This is a genomic window from Massilia sp. NP310 (assembly GCF_019443485.1).
Classification (GTDB): Bacteria; Pseudomonadota; Gammaproteobacteria; order Burkholderiales; family Burkholderiaceae_D; genus Telluria; species Telluria timonae.
The window spans coordinates 5872716-5889955 of sequence record NZ_CP080379.1 but is presented as its reverse complement, the minus strand read 5'-3'; the positions used below and the strand labels follow the sequence as shown (position 1 = coordinate 5889955).

Genomic DNA, 17240 nt, shown 5'->3' with positions numbered 1-17240 from the left:
ATTGACCATGGTCAATTTTGGCCGCATGATGCGAGAATCTCGGTAAACGGCCGCGTCATGACGACTATTGCAAATCACTCCGAACGAAACATCATTCGTCTGCAGTTAAAACAAAACGTGGTCCTCAAGGAACTGCGCGACAGCGAAATGGCGGCGCTCGAGCCGTACCTCACGATCGAGAACCACCAGAAAGGCGACTTGCTGCTGAACCAGGGGGTGCACGAGATGTCGCAGTACTTCATCCTGGACGGCATCCTCAAGCGCCAGGTCTCCAACCAGGAAGCCAAGGAGATGATCCTGCGCTTCTCGGCGGAGCGGGACATCGAAACCAGCTACGCCGCCTGGTGCCTCAAGACGCCGACGCCATTTTCCATCGCCTGCGTCACCAAGGTGCGGGTGGCGCGCATGCCGCTGCCGCAATGGGTCGACTTCATGCGCAGTCACAGCATCGTCAAGCAGGCCTTCGAGTACGAGGTCATGAACCTGATGAGCGCCATCATGGCGCACACCATCACGCTGCATTTGCTCGATGCGCCGGGCCGGGTCCACCGTTTCATGCGCAAGCACCCCGACCTGTTCGAACGTCTGCCCAAGAAAGAACTGGCGGCGTACCTGAACCTGTCGCCTGAGACGCTGAGCCGCCTGAAGAATCGGGGGAAGATCTGAAGATCAGGCGAAATCAGTTCCTTCGTCTGCTCGAAAACGTCGCCCCCGCGAAGGCGGGGGCCCAAGTTCAGCGTTACCGAGACGCTTGTAATCTTAGGCCCCCGCCTTCGCGGGGGCGACGTGCTGATTGCATCTAAGCGGTCGTTACCGCCCTCTGCAGCTTGACCCCACCACCCTCCTCGGTCATGGTCTGCTCCAGCAGCTTGACGAGCGCATACGCCGAATCGATATGCGGCGTCGGGGTGCCGGTCATGCGCGCCAGTTCGATCACCGACCCGACCAGGGCATCGATTTCCGGCCCCCGGCCCGCCTCGACGTCTTGCAGCATCGAGGTCTTGTGCTTGCCGATCTGGGCGGCGCCCTCGATGCGCCGGTCCAGGGGCACGCGGAAGGTGATGCCCAGTTTGGTGGCCACCGCTTCCGCCTCGCGCATCATCTCCGCCGCCAGCTCGCGTGTGAGCGGGTATTGGCAGATGTCGACCAGGGTCGAATGCGCCAGCGCGCTGATCGGGTTGAAGCAGACGTTGCCCCATAGCTTGAGCCAGATCTCGGCCCGGATATTGTCGAGCACCGGCGACTTGAAGCCGGCGTTCTGGAAGCAGGCCGAGACTTCATTGACCCGCTCGCTCGCCGTGCCGTCCAGTTCTCCCAGCGGGAAGCGCGCGCCTTCGATGTGCCGGATGACGCCCGGCGCCACCAGTTCGGCGGCCGGATAGACCACGCAGCCGAGCACCCGCTCGGGTGGAATCCGGCGCGCCAATTCGCCGCCGGCATCGACGCTGCGCACGGTGCGCCCGTCGAACTCGCCGCCATGGCGGTGGAAATACCAGAACGGTATGCCGTTCTGCATCGTCACCACCACGGTGCGCGGCCCGAACAGCTTGCCGATCTGGGCCGACACGCCGTCGACCTGGTGCGCCTTGAGGGCCAGGATCACCAGGTCCTGCTCGCCGGCCGCGTCATAGTCGTCCGTCGCGCGCACTTGCGAGGCAATCTTCTCCTCCCCGTCCATCTCGATGAGCTTGATGCCGTTCGCTCGGATCGCCGCCAGATTGGCGCCCCGCACGATGAATGTCACCTCCTCGCCCGCCAGCGCCAGCCTGGCGCCGACCAGGCCGCCGATTGCTCCCGCTCCGATAACTGCGATCTTCATGACCCACCCCTTGTCGTTTACTCGAACCGATTGATGAGCTTTCCGATGCCGTCGATCTCTACCTCGATCGTGCTGCCCGGCCGCATCGAGCCGACGCCGACCGACGTCCCGCACAGCAGGAGGTCGCCCGGCTCCAATGTCATGTCCTGGGAAATCCGGCTGACCAGCTCGGCCACCGGAAACACCATGTCGTTGATCGGATAATCCTGGCGCACCTCGCCGTTCAGGGTCGTGCGCACGACCAGCATTGCCGGGTTGAGCCCGGTGGCAATCACCGGACCGAACGGGCAGAAGGTGTCGAAGCCCTTGGCGCGCACCCACTGGGGAAAGGTCGGGTCGCGCCCGATGATCTCGCCCACGGTGACGTCGTTGGCGCAGGTATAGCCGAACACGTAGTCGGGCGCCTCCTCGACCGGGACGGCGCTGCAGCGGCGGCCGATCACGATCGCCAGCTCGCCTTCGAACGCCACCTTGCCCTCGCACAGCGGCTTGCGGATCGTGCCGCCCGGCGCCAGGTAAGAGGTCGATGGCTTCATCAGGTAGAGCGGCTCGCCCGGGGGCGCCAGGCCCAGCTTCTGGCCGAGCGCGTGAAAATTGTTCCACATCGCCAGCACCTTGCCGGGCACGCACGGGGTGAGCACCTCGACCTCGTCCAGGTTCACCGCCAGGTCGGTGCGGCGCGGGCTGTCGAACATATCGCCCTTGAAGATCCGGATCTTGTCGCCCTCGATCGTGCCGAAACGTACGGTGTCGAGGTGTTGGAAGCGTATCCAGTGTCGGATCATATGATGTCTCTCGTACGTCGGGTCGGTGGATGGGCTGATTGTGGAAGAACGATTTCCGTATATCCTTGACCACGGTTAAGATTCGAAAATCTCTGCCCAGCCGTTGGTGTCTACACGCCGATCTGCCGCTGCTGGAGCGCGGACCAGTCGATGAAAGCGCCCGGATTGCACCCGGCGGCGCTCAGCTGCGCGTGGCAGCGCTCCTTGGCGGCCAGGATCGCCTCGACCAGGAAGTCGGCGTCGTGCGCGCTCAACAGGTGGGATTGATGCCGCGCCAGATAGTTGCGCAGGCCGGTGCGGTCATCGGCGCCGGCGACCGCGCTCGCATACAGTCCGGTGTCCCAGACCCAGCTCAATCCCAGTTCATGAAAGGCCGCGTTATAGGCATTGCACTCGGCATCGGCATTGCAGATCGTCGTCATGGCACTCTCCAGGTGGTGGTGGTTGCGGTCGAGCTGTCTGAACATCATCGTAGTCCAACAAAATGATGAGCAATAGTGAAAGTTTTTAGGGATAATCATTAACGACTGCTTATACATGGACGGAAGCGCCGATGAAGAACGCGACACTGCGTCAACTGAAAGTCTTCGAAACCGTCGCGCGCCGGCGCAGTTTTTCGCGCGCCGCCGAGGAGCTGCACCTCACCCAGCCGGCCGTGTCGACCCAGGTCCGCACGCTCGAGGGCCACGTCGGCATGCCCTTGTTCGAACAGCTGGGAAAGAAAATCTACCTGACCCAGGCGGGCGAGGAGCTGCTGCACTTCTGCCGCGCCATCATCCAGCAGTTCGACGAGGCGGAAGATGCGATGGCGCAACTCAAGGGAATCGCCGGCGGCAAGCTGAACGTGGCGGTGATCAGCGCCGGCGACTATTTCTTTCCGCAGCTGATGGTCGCCTTCGCGCGCCAGCATCCTGGTGTGCAGCTGAACCTGACGGTGCACAACCGCGAGGAGTTGCTGGACAAGCTGGCGGCCAATCGCACCGACCTGGCCGTGATGGTGCGCCCACCCGCCGAACTCGACACGCAGAACGATGCGTTCGCCCCTCATCCGTACGTGATCGTGGCGGCGCCCGACCATCCGCTGGCCGCGGCCAGGCATGGGCGCATCCCGATGAGCGACCTGATCCGCCACCCGTTCGTGATCCGCGAACCGGGCTCCGACACCTGGTTCTCGATGCAGGACGCCTTTGGCCCGCACCTGGCCGAGCTGAGCGTCGCCATGGAGATCAAGAGCACCGAGACGATCAAGCAGGCGGTGATCGCCGGCATCGGACTGGGCTTTCTGTCGTTTCACACGATCGGCCGCGAACTCGCCGCGCGCAGCCTGGTGGTGCTGGAGGTCGAGGGGTTTCCACTGATGCTCAACTGGTATGTCGTGCATCGTCGCGAGAAGCGCCTGCCGCCGGTGGCGCGGGCGTTTCGCCAGTTCCTGCTGGACGAAGGAAAGGCACGCATCGATGCGCTGATCCCCTCATCCTGACCGGCAGCCTGTGGCGACGCAGCCACATCCGACGACCACGCGGGCCGCGGTAGAGATCACGCATAAATGCCGGTTTTTATAGAGCAACATTCACGAGCAGTATAACTGGTATCAGCACTCGAAATTGGAAGCGCGCGTAAGTAGTCCCTATATTTACTGCATTGCACAAACCAACTTTCAGGAGCCAGTCATGATCAACGCACCAGCCGAAACCACTTTCGCAGCCCCGTCGCACTCGCTGCTGTCGCTCATCGTCGCTTTCCTCACGCTCAACCTGCGCGAAAAGCTCGAGCCAGGCTACACCGGCCAGGATTCGGACCCGGCCTACTACGGTTGCGGCCTGTAATTTCCTGGGGCCAGCCCCGCGCAACACCCTTCAGCGCTGCAGCAGCGCACGCACGTGCGCCGCGCTGCCGCCCTGCAGCCCCTCGACGCTGTAGCCTCCCTCCAGGATCGACACGATCCGGCCCTCGCACACCTCTGCTGCGATCGCCATCACTTCACGCGTAATCCACGCGAAATCCTCGTCTTCCAGGGCCATGCTGGCCAGGGGATCGCTGCGGTGCGCGTCGAACCCGGCCGACATCACGATCAATTGTGGCGCGAAGCGCCGCAAGGCGGGCAGCAGCCCGCTCGCCACCGTGGACCGGAACAGCGCCGAGCCGCAGCCCGGCGGCAGCGGCAGGTTGACGATATTGCCGCTGGCTCCCGTCTCATCCGCCGCGCCGGTTCCCGGATACAGTGGCGACTGGTGGCTCGAGCCGAAGAACAGTTGCGGACGGTGGAAGAATGCCGCTTGCGTACCGTTGCCGTGGTGGACGTCGAAATCGACCACGGCGACGCGCTGCAGGCCATGCGTCTCGAGCGCGTGGACGGCGGCGATGGCGGCCTGGTTGAAGATGCAGAAGCCCATTGCCCGCTCCGGCTCGGCGTGATGGCCGCATGGCCGGGTCGCGCAAAAGACGTTGGCGGCCTCGCCCGCCACCACCGCATCGACCCCGGCGCAGGCGGCGCCGACGCAGCGCATCACCGCCTCCCAGGTGCCGGGCGACATCAATGTGTCGCCGCCGTCCAGCGCCACCAGGCCGCTGCCCGGCGCCGCGGCGGCGATCGCGTCCACATACTCTTCGCCGTGCACCAGCAAGACCTGGTCGCGCGTGCCGAGCGGCGCCTCGCGCCAGGCCAGCTGCGAGAATTCCGGCTGGCGCAGCGCCTTCATGACCGCATGCAGGCGCTGCGGCGCTTCAGGATGGCCCGGCCCGGGCTCGTGCGCCAGGCAGGCCGGATGGTGAAACACCCAGGTGTCCATATGCTGTCTCCGATGGCGCCACGCCGCTGCGTCAGGCTGCGGCGATGGCGTGGTTCGACATCCGCTCGATCGCCTGGCACAGCGCCGAATGATCGAGCTGGGCCATGCCGTGGGCGGCGCAGGAATTCATCAGCTCCTGGGCGCTGGCGGTATTCGGCAGCGCGAGACCGAGGCTCTTGGCCCCCTGCAGCGCCAGGTTGAGGTCCTTCTGGTGCAGCTCGATGCGAAAACCCGGCGCGAAGGTGCGCTTGACCATGCGCTCGCCGTGCACTTCCAGGATGCGCGAGGCGGCGAAGCCGCCCATCAGCGCCTGCCTCACCCGGGCCGGGTCGGCGCCCGCCTTCGAGGCGAACAGCAGCGCCTCCGCCACCGCCTGGATGTTCAGCGCCACGATGATCTGGTTCGCCACCTTGGTGGTCTGGCCATCGCCGTTGCCGCCCACCAGCGTGATGTTCTTCCCCATCAGCTCGAACAGCGGCCGGGCGCGGTCGAACGCCTCCTGCGCGCCGCCCACCATGATGGTGAGCGTCGCGGCGCGCGCCCCCACCTCGCCGCCCGACACGGGCGCATCGAGGTAGTCGCACTGGCGCTTGTTGATCTTCCTGGCGAACTCCTTGGTGGCCATCGGCGAGATCGAACTCATGTCGATCACGATCTTGCCCGGCGTGAGGCCCGCGGCCACGCCGTCGGCGCCGAACAGCACTTCCTCGACGTGCGGGGTATCGGGCACCATCACGATGATGATGTCGGCGCGCTTGGCCACCTCGGTGGCGTTGGTGCAGACGGTGGCGCCGCCCTCGATCAGGGCCAGCGGCGGATTTTTCAGGTCGTGCAGGTACAGCTTGCAGCCGCCCTCCTGCAGCTTGGCGGCCATGGGCCCGCCCATGATGCCCAGGCCGATGAATCCTACTTTCGTCATGATGGTCTCCAGTGTGATGGTGTGCGATACCCTATGCCTGCAGGCCGTGCTCGCCGATCCAGTGCAGGCCCTGGGCGGTGCCGGCCCGGGGCTTGTACTCGCAGCCGACCCAGCCGTCATACCCGATCTCGTCGAGCATGCCGAGCAGGTAGCGGTAATTGATCTCGCCCGTGCCCGGCTCGAAGCGGCCCGGATTGTCGGCCAGCTGGATGTGGCGGATCAGGCCGAGGTTGGCCTTGATCGTCGCCGCCAGCTCGCCCTCCATGCGCTGCATGTGATAGATGTCGTACTGCAGGAACAGATTGTCGGAGCCGGTCGCGCCGATGAGCTCCAGCGCCTGGCGCGTGCCGTGCAGGAAGAATCCCGGGATGTCGAAGGTGTTGATCGGTTCGACCAGCAGGCGGATCCCCTCGCGTTTCAGCTGGCCGGCGGCAAATTCGAGGTTCGACACCAGCGCGAGATAGGCCTCTTCGAGCGCGACGCCGGGCGGCACGATGCCCGCCAGGCAGTTGAGCTGCCTGACGCCCAGCGCCTTGGCATAGTCGATCGCCGCGCCCACGCCGTCCTGGAATTCCGTCACGCGTCCCGGATGGCAGGCGATGCCGCGCTCGCCCGCGGCCCAGTCCCCGGCCGGCAGGTTGTGCAGCACCAGTTCGAGGCGGTGGGCGTCGAGCCGGGCGGCGATGTCCTCGACCCGGTAGGCGTACGGGAACAGGAATTCGACGCCGCGAAAGCCCGCCCTGGCGGCGTGCTCGAAGCGGTCGAGGAAATCGACTTCGTTGAACAGCATGGTCAGGTTGGCGGCAAGTCTGGTCATTGCGGTCTCCTCATCTCGGTCTCCCGTGCTGCGTTATTTGACGTCCAGGACTTCATTGAACTCGTTGAGCGCATCGATCTCGGTGCCCATCGCGATATTGGTGACGCGCTCGAGGATGATCTCGACCACCACCGGCACGCTGTACTGCTGCATCAACGCGCGCGCACGTTCGAAGGCGGGGATGATGTCGTCGGGCCGGAACACCCGCAGCGCCTTGCAGCCCAGGCCCTCGACCACGGCGACGTGGTCGACGCCATACCCTTCCAGTTCGGGCGCGTTGACGTTCTCGAACGCCAGCTGGACGCAGTAGTCCATCTCGAAGCCGCGCTGCGCCTGGCGGATCAGGCCGAGGTAGGCGTTGTTCACCAGTACGTGGATGTAGGGCAGCTTGAACTGCGCGGCCACCGCCAGCTCCTCGATCAGGAACTGGAAATCGTAGTCGCCCGAGATGGCGACGATGTCGGCGTCGGGGTCGGCCACGCGCACGCCGAGCGCCGCCGGGATGGTCCAGCCCAGCGGGCCGGCCTGGCCGCAGTTGATCCAGTGGCGCGGGTGGTGCACGTGCAGGAACTGGGCGGCGGCGATCTGCGACAGCCCGATGCTGGCCACGTAGCGCACCTCGCGTCCGAAGTAGGCGTTCATCTCGTGGTAGACGCGCAAGGGATTGACCGGCACGGTATCGAAGTCGCTCTTGCGCAGCATGGTGCGCTTGCGCTCCTGGCATTCCTCGAGCCATACGCTGCGGTCTTGCAGGCGGCCGCTCGCGCGCCACTCGCGCGCCACCTCCACCAGCAGTTCGAGCGCGGCCCTGGCGTCGGACACGATGCCGAGGTCCGGACCGAACACGCGCCCGATCTGGGTCGGTTCGATATCGATGTGCACGAACGTGCGGTCCTTGGTGAACACCTCGATGCCGCCGGTATGGCGGTTGGCCCAGCGGTTGCCGATGCCCATCACGAAGTCGGACGCCAGCAAGGTCGCATTGCCGTAGCGGTGGCTGGTCTGCAGGCCGGCCATGCCCGCCATCTGCGGATGGTCGTCGGGAATCGCGCCCCATCCCATCAGGGTCGGGATGACCGGCACGCCGGTGATCTCCGCGAACTCCACCAGCAGCGCAGACGCGTCGGCATTGATGATGCCGCCGCCGGCGGTGATCAGGGGGCGGCGCGCCGCGTTCAGCATGTCGAGCGCCTTCTCGACCTGGGCGCGGGTGGCCTGCGGCTTGTGCAGCGCCAGCGGCGCATAGGTGTCGCCGTCGAACTCGATCTGCGCCATCTGCACGTCGATCGGCAGGTCGATCAGCACCGGGCCGGGCCGGCCCGAGCGCATCAGGTGGAAGGCTTGCTGGAAGACGCGCGGCACCAGGGCCGGCTCGCGCACCGTGACCGCCCATTTGGTCACGGGGCGCGCGATCGACTCGATGTCGACCGCCTGGAAGTCTTCCTTGTACAGGCGGGCGCGCGGCGCCTGGCCGGTAATGCAAAGAATAGGTATCGAATCGGCTTGCGCCGAATACAGGCCCGTGATCATGTCGGTGCCGGCCGGCCCGGAAGTGCCGATGCACACGCCCAGGTTGCCGGCCTTCGCCCGGGTATAGCCCTCGGCCATGTGCGAGGCGCCTTCGACGTGGCGCGCCAGGTAGTGGCGGATGCTGTCGCGCTTGCGCAGCGCGGCGTAGAAGGGATTGATCGCGGCGCCGGGCACGCCGAAGGCGACCTCGATGCCTTCTTTTTCCATCACCAGGACCGCTGCCTCCGCGGCTGTCATCTTTGCCATTGCGCTCTCCAGGTTCATCACCGCACGATTGCGATGAGCGTATGCTAGAGCGTCGCGGCGCTGCTGATAAGAACACAAAAAGTAGGTGTATTCGATCCCTGGAGTATGGAATACTGCAGGGATGGACAAGGTCAAACAGATGTGGGCCTTCGTCGACGCGGTCGACAAGGGCAGCCTGGCGCGCGCCGCGCTGGGGCAGAACATCACGCCGGTCATGCTGGGGCGGCGCATCGACGCGCTCGAACGCCGCCTGGGCGTCAAGCTGCTGCACCGGACCACGCGCCACCTGACGCTGACCGAATCGGGGTCGGTATTCCTCGAGCATTGCCGCAGGCTGCTGGCCGACATCGACATGGCCGAGACCATCGTGTCCGAAGGCCGCGACCAGGCCAGCGGGCACCTGATCGTCTCGGCGCCGGCGGCGTTCGGGCGGCTGCACGTGGCGCCGCACGCCCCGGCCTACCTGGCCGCCAATCCGAACGTGCAGATCTCGTTCAACCTCACCGACCACGTGGTCGACCTGGTGCGCGAAGGCTATGAGCTGGGGATCAGGATCGGCGGCGTGCTCGATCCGAGTTTCGTCGCGGTGCGGCTGGCAACCAACCGGCGCGTGGTGTGCGGCACCCCGGACTATTTCGCGCGCTGCGGCGTCCCGCGCACGCTGGAGGAGCTGGCGCAGCACAACTGCCTGGCCTTCAACCTGCAGGGCGGGCAGCAGCGCGGCTGGTACTTCCAGAAAGATGGCAAGCCGGTGACCATCAAGGTCAACGGCAACCTCGATTGCAACGACGGCGAATTGCTGCACCGCTGGGCCAGCGAAGGACTGGGGCTGGCCTGGCGCTCGACCTGGGAAATCCAGGCGCAGCTGGCGGCCGGCGAACTGGTCACGGTGCTCGACGAGTTCGCCCTGCCCGACTACGACATCATGGCGGTCTACATGCAGCAGCGCCACCTGCCGGCGCGGGTGCGGTCGTTCATCGACACCCTCAAGGCGGTCTACGCCCAGCCCGGGTACTGGACACGGCCTGCAGGGGTCCGTCCGGTAGCGGCGCCTCCGGTAACGACGCGGCCCTAGATTACCCGCTCTTCGCGCAGCATGGCGATCTGCTCGGGAGAGTAGCCGAGCTCGGACAGCAATTCGTCGGTATGCTCACCCAGTAGCGGCGAGCGGCGCACCTCGGTCGGGCTGTCGGACAGCTTGATCGGGTTGCCCACCGTGAGATAGGAGCCACGCTCGGGATGATCGACCTCGACGATCGTGCCGGTGGCGCGCAGTGACGGATCTTCGGCGATTTCCTTCATCGAGAGGATCGGCCCGCATGGGATATCGTATTTGTTGAGGATATCCATCGCTTCGAACTTGGTCAGCGTGGTGCTCCACTCCTCGACGGCGGCGAAGATCGCCATCAGGCGCGGCAGGCGCGCCTTCGGCGTCGCGTAATCGGGATCAAGGATCCACTCCTCGCGCCCGATCAGCTTGCAGACCGAAGGCCAGACCTGGGCCTGCGCAATGAAATAGATGTACGCGTTCGGATCGCTCTCCCAGCCCTTGCACTTGAGGATCCAGCCGGGTTGGCCACCGCCCGAGGCATTGCCCGCGCGTGGGACGGACTCGCCGAAGCGGCCCTCCGCGAACTGCGGATACTCTTCCATGACGCCGTTGCGCTCGAGACGCTGCTGGTCGCGCAACTTGACCCGGCACAGGTTCAGCACGGCGTCCTGCATCGCGGTAAGCACCCGTTGGCCGCGTCCCGTGGTGTTGCGCTGGTAGAGCGCGGTCACGATGCCCAGCGCCAGGTGCAGGCCGCTGCCACTGTCGCCGATCTGGGCGCCGCTGACCATCGGCGGGCCATCGTCGAAGCCGGTGGTGGCCGCCGCGCCGCCGGTGCACTGGGCGACGTTTTCATAGACCTTGCAGTGCTCGTAGGGGCCGGGGCCGAAGCCCTTGACCGAGGCCACGATCATGCGCGGGTTGAGTTCCTGGATACGTTCCCAGCTGAAGCCCATCCGATCCAGCGCGCCCGGCGCGAAGTTTTCGACCAGCACGTCGCATTGCCTGATCAGCGTTTCGAGCACCTTCTTGCCGTCGGGCCGCTTGGTATCCAGCGTCATGGAACGCTTGTTATGGTTGAGCATGGTGAAGTACAGGCTGTCCACGCCCGCGATATCGCGCAACTGGCCGCGGGTCGCATCGCCCTCGCCGGCGCGCTCGACCTTGATGACGTCGGCCCCGAACCAGGCCAGCAGCTGGGTGCAGGTCGGTCCGGACTGGACATGGGTGAAATCGAGGATGCGAACGCCTTCCAATGCCTTGCCCATACCAGTTTCCTCCGAAGATTTAACTCAGCCATTGCATTCTGCTCCCGCCAACGCCTTAATGCACGCTGCGGTGCACACTTCGCCGCTTGCCTCAGCGCGTGAGAGCAAAACGCCAACCGATGGTAGCGAAACGCACCGGCCGAGCTCAATGACCGCCGTCAAGATTCATGAAATAGCGATTTGACATTGAAATACCGTTTCATCGGCAAGAAAAAGGGCTTCCGAAGAAGCCCCTTTCCCTGTCACGCTACGCTTGCGGCAAGGCCATCATGCAGGCAAAGGCCCTTTCCCGACCGCGTTCTCCTCGGCATAGCGACTCCTGGAGTAGCTGACGTGGTTGCGCAGCACCGGTCGCAGCACCGTGATCGCCAGCAGCGCCGCGGTCAAGTCCATGATGGCGACCGTGTACAGGACGGTCGACCAGGTGCCGGTCGCCTCCATCATCAGGTTGCCGACCGGGACGAACAGCGCGCCGATGCCCTTCGCGGTGTACAGGACGCCGTAGATCTTGCCGATGTGCTTGGTGCCGAAGGCATCGCCGGCCAGGGCCGAGAACAGCGAGTACACCTCGCCCCAGGCCAGGAACACGACGCCGGACAGGATCAGGAAAGCGTACGGGTTGCTGCCGAAGTAGCCGAGCGCGATGATGCCGCAGCCTTCGAGCGTGAACGCGATGACCATGGTCTTCTCGCGGCCGATGTGGTCCGAGATCCAGCCGAACAGCGGCCGCGAGATGCCGTTCATGATCCGGTCGAGCATCAGCGCCAGCGGCAAGGCGGCCATCACGAAGAAGTGTAGGTCGACCTGGAATTCCTTCACGCCCAGGTCTTGCGCGATCACGCCCAGCTGCGCCACCGCCATCATGCCGCCGGTGACCACCAGCACGAACATCACCAGCATCAGCCAGAACAACTTGGTGTTCAGCGCTTCCTTGAGCGTGTAGTCGTGCGTCGATTGCACCAGCTTGCCCGACTTCCTGACCTCGGTCGCTTTTGGCGAGCGCAGGAACCAGGCGGCGACGAAGGCCAGCGTGCCTTGCAGGATCCCGAAGAACAGGAAGGTCTGCTGGAAGCCCGACGACTCGATCATGGCCGCGATCGGCAGGATCGTGGCGGCCGAACCGGCGCCATAGCCACCCGCCGTGAGGCCGACGGCCAGGCCGCGGCGATCCGGGAACCACTTGATCGCGTTATTGATGCAGGTGGCATAGATCGAGCCCACGCCGATGCCGCCGACGGCCGCACCGACGTAGAAGCCGGCCAGGCTGGTGGCTTGCGAATTGATGATCCAGGCCAGGCCGATGAAGATGGCCCCGAAGGCGACCATCATGCGCGGACCGAATTTATCGATGAAGTAGCCCTCGAGCGGTGCGAGCCAGGTCTGGACGATGACGAACAGCGTGAAGGCGACCTGGATGCTGGCCCGCGACCAGCCGAACTCACCCTGGATCTCGGGAACGAACAGGGTCCATGCATACTGGATGTTCGCGGTGGCGATCATGCAGACGACGCCGACGGCGAGCTGGAACCAGCGCGTGCTGCCGGAGGCCGGGTGCTGTGGTTGAAGCGCGGCTGCCGATGAATTATGCATTTGGCGCTCCTCGATCGGTGTGGTGTTGTTCTTCCCAACGTGCAGACGGATATGCGGACGCCGGGGGCGCCTGCCTGGTTATGGTTTCCAGCATTTTCATGTCTCCATTTTTATGGTGTGATGTGCATGCTCCACGTCGAGTCATGGACTCGCGCGCCAACCCCTACGCCTTTTCTAGTTAAAATTGTTAAAGCACCCTGCCAGCAAAAAGGACGTCGGCATGCTCCTGGCGGCCAACCTGCCCACCAGGCGAGACAGCCGCTTGCTACAGTGCTCTCCAGATTTTGATGTGCGCTATTGCCGCTCTCCTCATCTAGCAAGATTGCTACCCTGGACGACCGCAAAGGTATTGCGTTCCCCTGCTTTCACCATCGGCGCCCGAAACGGACGGCGCCGCATCGTGATCTGGAAAACGGTGAAAGTGAGATGATGTTGCTGGAGCCGATTTTGAGAATCATTGACCGCGGTTATGTTTTGAGTTTTTAGCGGGCCGCCGCCAGGCGGGCTTGATTTGGCCGCCGCGTGGCGGCCTGGCCTCAGGGAAGGTGCGACTGCGTCATGCTCATCAATACACTGTAGTCGCTCAATGCCTTCAACGCGAGCCTGTCGTTGAAAAATCATCGTGGCGCACTGCCCGCCGTCCTGTTTCGTGGGGTTTCAGACGCCGGCCCGGGTGCCGGGCGGCTTTTCGAAGACGAGCGCGAAGGACGACCCGCCACCCTTGAACATCCCCATCTCCTGGCCCTTGCACACCCGCGCGCCGCGCCGCATGCCAGGATCGAACGCGATGCTGGCGACTTCGCTCATGCCCAGCGCGATGCAGCACACATGACCATGGTCCTCGGTCCTGATCACGATCACCCCGCGCGCACGGTCCGGGCCGATGAAGCAGCCGGGAATGGTGAACGGATCGAACAGCACTTCGCCATCGGCCGGCGCCCACCAGCGGTGGAAGTCATACGGCCCCAGATCGGTCTGGAAGACCTGGCCACCTTCGAACAGGTCCAGCAGCCGGTAATCGTCGATCAGCGCCTGCTGCCGCGGCACGCTGGATGCGAGGAGATCGGCCGGCGCGCAATGCCTGTCCGCGGACCGGCGTGCATCCCCGGGCGCCGGCGCGCGCGCCGGCCCGGGATGCTCGAAGGTGCGGGCCAGGAAGGCATTCCAGCTTTTCCAGTAAGGCGGCTTGCCGGCATCCTTTTTCCATAGAGCGAACCGGTAGCGCTCCTTCACGTCTGGCGCCAGCCACTGTTCGCCTTCGATGCGAAAACCCGCATTCGAGGCCGGGCTGTCGAGGAAGGCGTGCCAGTCGGTCAGGATGTTCGACATCAGGAGGCTGACGGTGGGCTGCCTGAACAAGGCGGCGCCGCGCGCGGTGCTGCCGAACTCCGCCAGGAAGGCGGAAAACGGCAGGCCGATCAGCTCGCCGTCGACGAAGCCCGGCGCATGGGTGAGGACCGTGTTCAGGCCGTGCAGCAGGGCGCCCACGTCCCCGATGCGCGTGCCCGCCATGCTCCCGGCCTGCGGCGCATGCCGGTCGATGGTGGCCAGGTTGGCGGCGCAGGCAGCGTCGGCCAGGCGCCGCACGGCTTCGGTGCGCTCGATATAGGTGGCCAGCGCCTGGACCGATGGCGCCAGCGCCGTTCTTTCGGCGCCCAGCACGCGCCCGACATAGGTCCGCATGGCGGCGCTGCCGTATCGGGGCAGCCAGCCGCCGTGCGGATCGTCGGCACCGGGATCGATGTCGAATTGCGCGTCATGCAGGGCGATCGTCACGGCGTCTCCTTTGGCATGGTGATCAACATGGAACGATCACCTTTTTAACTGCCGCCCGATCACGCCTGTTTGATATAGATCAGTCCGCTCTCCTGCCATCCCGGAGGCATCTCGACAAGGTGCAAGCCCGCCCAATTGTCGTCAAACTGTAATGAACTGTCTTCTATGTCTGGAGGATGTGTTAATTCGACACTTGGTCTTATACAATGGCAGACCAAGGAGAAAATGTATGTACCGAGTGATGTTGGTGGAAGACGATGCGCGCCTGGCCGAGCTCGTCACCGAATACCTGTCCGGCTATGAATTCGCGGTCGAGCTGGTCACGCGCGGCGATGCGGCGCTCGGCCGTTTCAAGGAACTGGCGCCCGACGTCGTGATCCTCGACCTGATGCTGCCGGGCCTGGATGGCATGGTCGTCTGCCGCCAGATTCGCGACCAGTCCGAGGTGCCCATCCTCATCCTCACCGCGCGCGAGGACTCCTACGACGAAGTCTCCGGCCTCGAGCAAGGCGCCGACGACTTCGTCAACAAGCCGGTCCAGCCGCGCGTGCTGCTGGCGCGCCTGCGCGCGCTGATGCGCCGCACCCAGGCCAAGTCGGGCGTCGATGCGCGCGTGCTGCAGTTCGGCGCCCTGCGCATCGCCACCTCCGACCGCAGCGTGGTCTGGCGCGGCCAGCCCTGCGTGCTGTCGAATACCGAATACAAGCTGCTGCTGGTGCTGGCCGAGGCGGCCGGACGCGTGCTGTCGCGCGACGCCCTGCTCAAGAAGATGCGCGGCATCGAGTTCGACGGCCTCGATCGCAGCATCGACAACTGCATCTCGAAGCTGCGCCGCAAGTTCGACGATGCCGAATCGGAAAAGATCAAGACGGTATGGGGCGAAGGTTACCTGTTCTCGCCGTCGGCCTGGAATTGACGACCTGCCCATGAAACCTGCGCCCTGCAGGTTTTTTTTCGTCGCGCGCCTGTTACTCGAACAGCGGCACGATCGCCAGCGGAGCGTTGTAAGTGACGACCTGGCCCGCAGGCTGCGCGCCGAAACGGTAGGTGACGACCGGGAAGTCGGCATCAAGGTCGCCCGCGAAGGCGGCCCCGCGCGCCGCCGGCAACGCCTGTTCGGCGCCGCCCGTACGCACCCGCACGCCCGCCGCCGTGCCCTCTTTCGGAAACACCAGGCGCACGCCGACGCATTGGCGGCCACGCGCCGAGTTGTCGGCATAGCGGGCGAAGCCGAGCGCCTGCTCGCAGGCCGCGCGCAGGTCGGCCACGTCGTACGAACCGTCGGCGCGCAGCGCCAGCGAGACCCGCGGCTTCACCGTGAAGCCGCCCAGCGGCCGGTTTGGCGTCAACACCGCGTTTTCGTCATAGGCCGCCTTGAGCAGCGGCAGCACGGCGCGGCCGAGCGGATCCAGCGCCAGGCTGGTCTGGACGGTCTTGCCCTGCATGAGCAATTGCGCGCCCGGCCCCAGCACGTCCTTGTCGCGCGGCAACACTTGCAAGTGATTGTTCAGCAGATTCTTGGGGCCACCGTATTTGTCAAACAGCACCATCGCGCGGTAGGCGTCGCGATAGTTCACCCATTCCCCGGCGCGCGCTTGCGCCACGGCCGTTCCGGCCGTCAGCAGCAAGGTCACGCAGGCGGTGAGGTGTGCGCGTCGCATCATCAAAACCGGTAGGCGAAGGCGGCCGAAACCGTCACGTTGGTGGGCCGCTCGACGAGCGGGCTATTGCGGACGCTGCCGACCAGGCGCGCGGCCTGGACATTGGTGACCAGCATCCAGGACGGGCTCAACGCCCAGTTCCAGCGCACGCCGGCGCGGACATCCTTGAGGCCGCCGCCCGGGCGATACGGAGGATTGCCGCTTTGCCAGGACTCCTGGCCAGTCACGCCGAAATAGGCGCGGCTGTAGTCGGCATTCACGATGGTGGCGCCGGCGTTGAACGACAGCGTATGCCGCGGCGCGACCTGGATGGCCAGGCGCTGGATGCCCAGCTCCATGCGCGCGCCGTCGCGGTCATTGCCCGCGCCGAGCAGCACGCTGCTGGTCAGCCGCCATTCCGGCGCCAGGTAGTAGTTGAAGAAGAACCCGCCTTCGAGGCGGGTACTGACGTCCTTCATGCCGTCCAGGCGGTTCCCGGTGCGTGCGAACTGCATGGGCGAGCTGGTCACGCCGACGCCGTCGACGACATGCCCAGTGCCGGACTCGTCACGATTGGGGTGGACCGACAGCAGCGGACCGTATTCGACCGTCGGGCGGTTGGACAGATGCATCCCTGCGCTCATGCCGGAAATAAAAAGGCCGTTGCTCCATTGAACCTGGAGCACCGGCAAGGCTGAAACCTTCTGGCTGTCCGCCCCTTCGTAACGCGGCCGCGAGACGGCGCCCAGCCCTGCGTACATGTCGCGGCTGCCGTCGGGCATCGGGTTGGTGGCCGGCGTCTGCGCACTCGCTGCGGTGCTCGCAGCCGCCAGGGCCAGGGCGAAAAATGGTTTCATCGTGAAAGTACTCGGAGAGTTCGTTTGTCGATATTTTACGTCGAGCAAGCTTCGCTCTCCCATCCCATTATGACAAGCGTCGCATTCCCGTTCGGGCTGCGTTCGCGGTCAGCGCATGGAACCGCGCTATGCGCCGCGCTGGCGCTTCGGAAC

At 65.0% G+C, this 17240-nt stretch carries 17 protein-coding genes; 5 read left to right on the top strand and 12 right to left on the bottom strand.

Features of this window, described 5'->3' with window-relative positions:
* Window positions 1-57 precede the first annotated feature (57 nt).
* The gene (locus KY496_RS26060) at window positions 58-666 is read left to right on the top strand and encodes a Crp/Fnr family transcriptional regulator (protein ID WP_005669066.1); all 609 of its coding nucleotides are present in this window, start codon (window positions 58-60) and stop codon (window positions 664-666) included.
* A 133-nt stretch (window positions 667-799) separates the two neighbouring features.
* Here KY496_RS26060 and KY496_RS26055 read toward each other — a convergent pair whose 3' ends face one another.
* The 3 genes from KY496_RS26055 to KY496_RS26045 form a co-directional block, all read right to left on the bottom strand.
* Entirely contained in the window at window positions 800-1819 is a 1020-nt protein-coding gene (locus tag KY496_RS26055; protein WP_219863088.1) for a 2-dehydropantoate 2-reductase, read from the bottom strand.
* A 17-nt stretch (window positions 1820-1836) separates the two neighbouring features.
* The gene (locus tag KY496_RS26050; RefSeq protein ID WP_005669064.1) at window positions 1837-2604 is read right to left on the bottom strand and encodes a fumarylacetoacetate hydrolase family protein; all 768 of its coding nucleotides are present in this window, start codon (window positions 2602-2604) and stop codon (window positions 1837-1839) included.
* A 110-nt stretch (window positions 2605-2714) separates the two neighbouring features.
* Window positions 2715-3074: a hypothetical protein gene (locus KY496_RS26045; RefSeq protein WP_005669062.1), complete on the bottom strand. Its 360-nt coding sequence runs from the start codon at window positions 3072-3074 to the stop codon at window positions 2715-2717.
* Between the two features lie 83 nt (window positions 3075-3157).
* Between KY496_RS26045 and KY496_RS26040 the strand changes: the two genes are divergently transcribed.
* Both KY496_RS26040 and KY496_RS26035 read left to right on the top strand, forming a co-directional pair.
* Window positions 3158-4084, top strand: a complete 927-nt coding sequence (locus tag KY496_RS26040; protein ID WP_219863086.1) for a LysR family transcriptional regulator — start codon at window positions 3158-3160, stop codon at window positions 4082-4084.
* Between the two features lie 190 nt (window positions 4085-4274).
* A complete protein-coding gene (locus KY496_RS26035; RefSeq protein ID WP_005669059.1) occupies window positions 4275-4430 on the top strand; it encodes a hypothetical protein in 156 nt (51 codons plus the stop codon).
* A 30-nt stretch (window positions 4431-4460) separates the two neighbouring features.
* Here KY496_RS26035 and KY496_RS26030 read toward each other — a convergent pair whose 3' ends face one another.
* The 4 genes from KY496_RS26030 to gcl are packed head-to-tail and all read right to left on the bottom strand — an operon-like array spanning window position 4461 to window position 8905.
* Window positions 4461-5393, bottom strand: coding sequence for a histone deacetylase family protein (locus KY496_RS26030; RefSeq protein ID WP_219863084.1), 933 nt, complete (start codon window positions 5391-5393; stop codon window positions 4461-4463).
* Window positions 5394-5424: 31 nt separating this feature from the next.
* A complete protein-coding gene (locus tag KY496_RS26025) occupies window positions 5425-6312 on the bottom strand; it encodes a 2-hydroxy-3-oxopropionate reductase (protein ID WP_219863082.1) in 888 nt (295 codons plus the stop codon).
* Window positions 6313-6343: 31 nt separating this feature from the next.
* Entirely contained in the window at window positions 6344-7129 is a 786-nt protein-coding gene (gene hyi, locus KY496_RS26020; RefSeq protein ID WP_219863080.1) for a hydroxypyruvate isomerase, read from the bottom strand.
* 33 nt (window positions 7130-7162) lie between these two features.
* The gene (gene gcl / locus KY496_RS26015; protein ID WP_219863078.1) at window positions 7163-8905 is read right to left on the bottom strand and encodes a glyoxylate carboligase; all 1743 of its coding nucleotides are present in this window, start codon (window positions 8903-8905) and stop codon (window positions 7163-7165) included.
* Between the two features lie 121 nt (window positions 8906-9026).
* On the opposite strand from gcl, the gene KY496_RS26010 reads away from it, so the two are divergent.
* A complete protein-coding gene (locus tag KY496_RS26010) occupies window positions 9027-9980 on the top strand; it encodes a LysR family transcriptional regulator (RefSeq protein ID WP_219863077.1) in 954 nt (317 codons plus the stop codon).
* On the opposite strand, the gene frc is transcribed toward KY496_RS26010, so the two are convergent.
* The 3 genes from frc to KY496_RS25995 form a co-directional block, all read right to left on the bottom strand.
* Window positions 9977-11224 (bottom strand): formyl-CoA transferase, encoded by a 1248-nt coding sequence (gene frc / locus KY496_RS26005; RefSeq protein ID WP_005669050.1) that lies wholly within the window; start codon window positions 11222-11224, stop codon window positions 9977-9979. The two genes, KY496_RS26010 and frc, sit on opposite strands and share 4 nt — an antisense overlap.
* Window positions 11225-11491: 267 nt before the next feature.
* Entirely contained in the window at window positions 11492-12814 is a 1323-nt protein-coding gene (oxlT, locus tag KY496_RS26000) for an oxalate/formate MFS antiporter (protein ID WP_219863075.1), read from the bottom strand.
* A gap of 657 nt (window positions 12815-13471) precedes the next feature.
* Entirely contained in the window at window positions 13472-14590 is a 1119-nt protein-coding gene (locus KY496_RS25995) for a phosphatidylserine decarboxylase family protein (RefSeq protein WP_219863073.1), read from the bottom strand.
* Between the two features lie 229 nt (window positions 14591-14819).
* On the opposite strand from KY496_RS25995, the gene KY496_RS25990 reads away from it, so the two are divergent.
* Entirely contained in the window at window positions 14820-15506 is a 687-nt protein-coding gene (locus KY496_RS25990; RefSeq protein ID WP_219863071.1) for a response regulator transcription factor, read from the top strand.
* A 52-nt stretch (window positions 15507-15558) separates the two neighbouring features.
* Here KY496_RS25990 and KY496_RS25985 read toward each other — a convergent pair whose 3' ends face one another.
* Both KY496_RS25985 and KY496_RS25980 read right to left on the bottom strand, forming a co-directional pair.
* Window positions 15559-16254: a hypothetical protein gene (locus tag KY496_RS25985; protein ID WP_219863069.1), complete on the bottom strand. Its 696-nt coding sequence runs from the start codon at window positions 16252-16254 to the stop codon at window positions 15559-15561.
* Window positions 16254-17087: a MipA/OmpV family protein gene (locus KY496_RS25980; protein WP_219863067.1), complete on the bottom strand. Its 834-nt coding sequence runs from the start codon at window positions 17085-17087 to the stop codon at window positions 16254-16256. Before KY496_RS25980 ends, KY496_RS25985 begins: the two co-directional genes overlap by 1 nt.
* Between the last annotated feature and the right edge of the window lie 153 nt (window positions 17088-17240).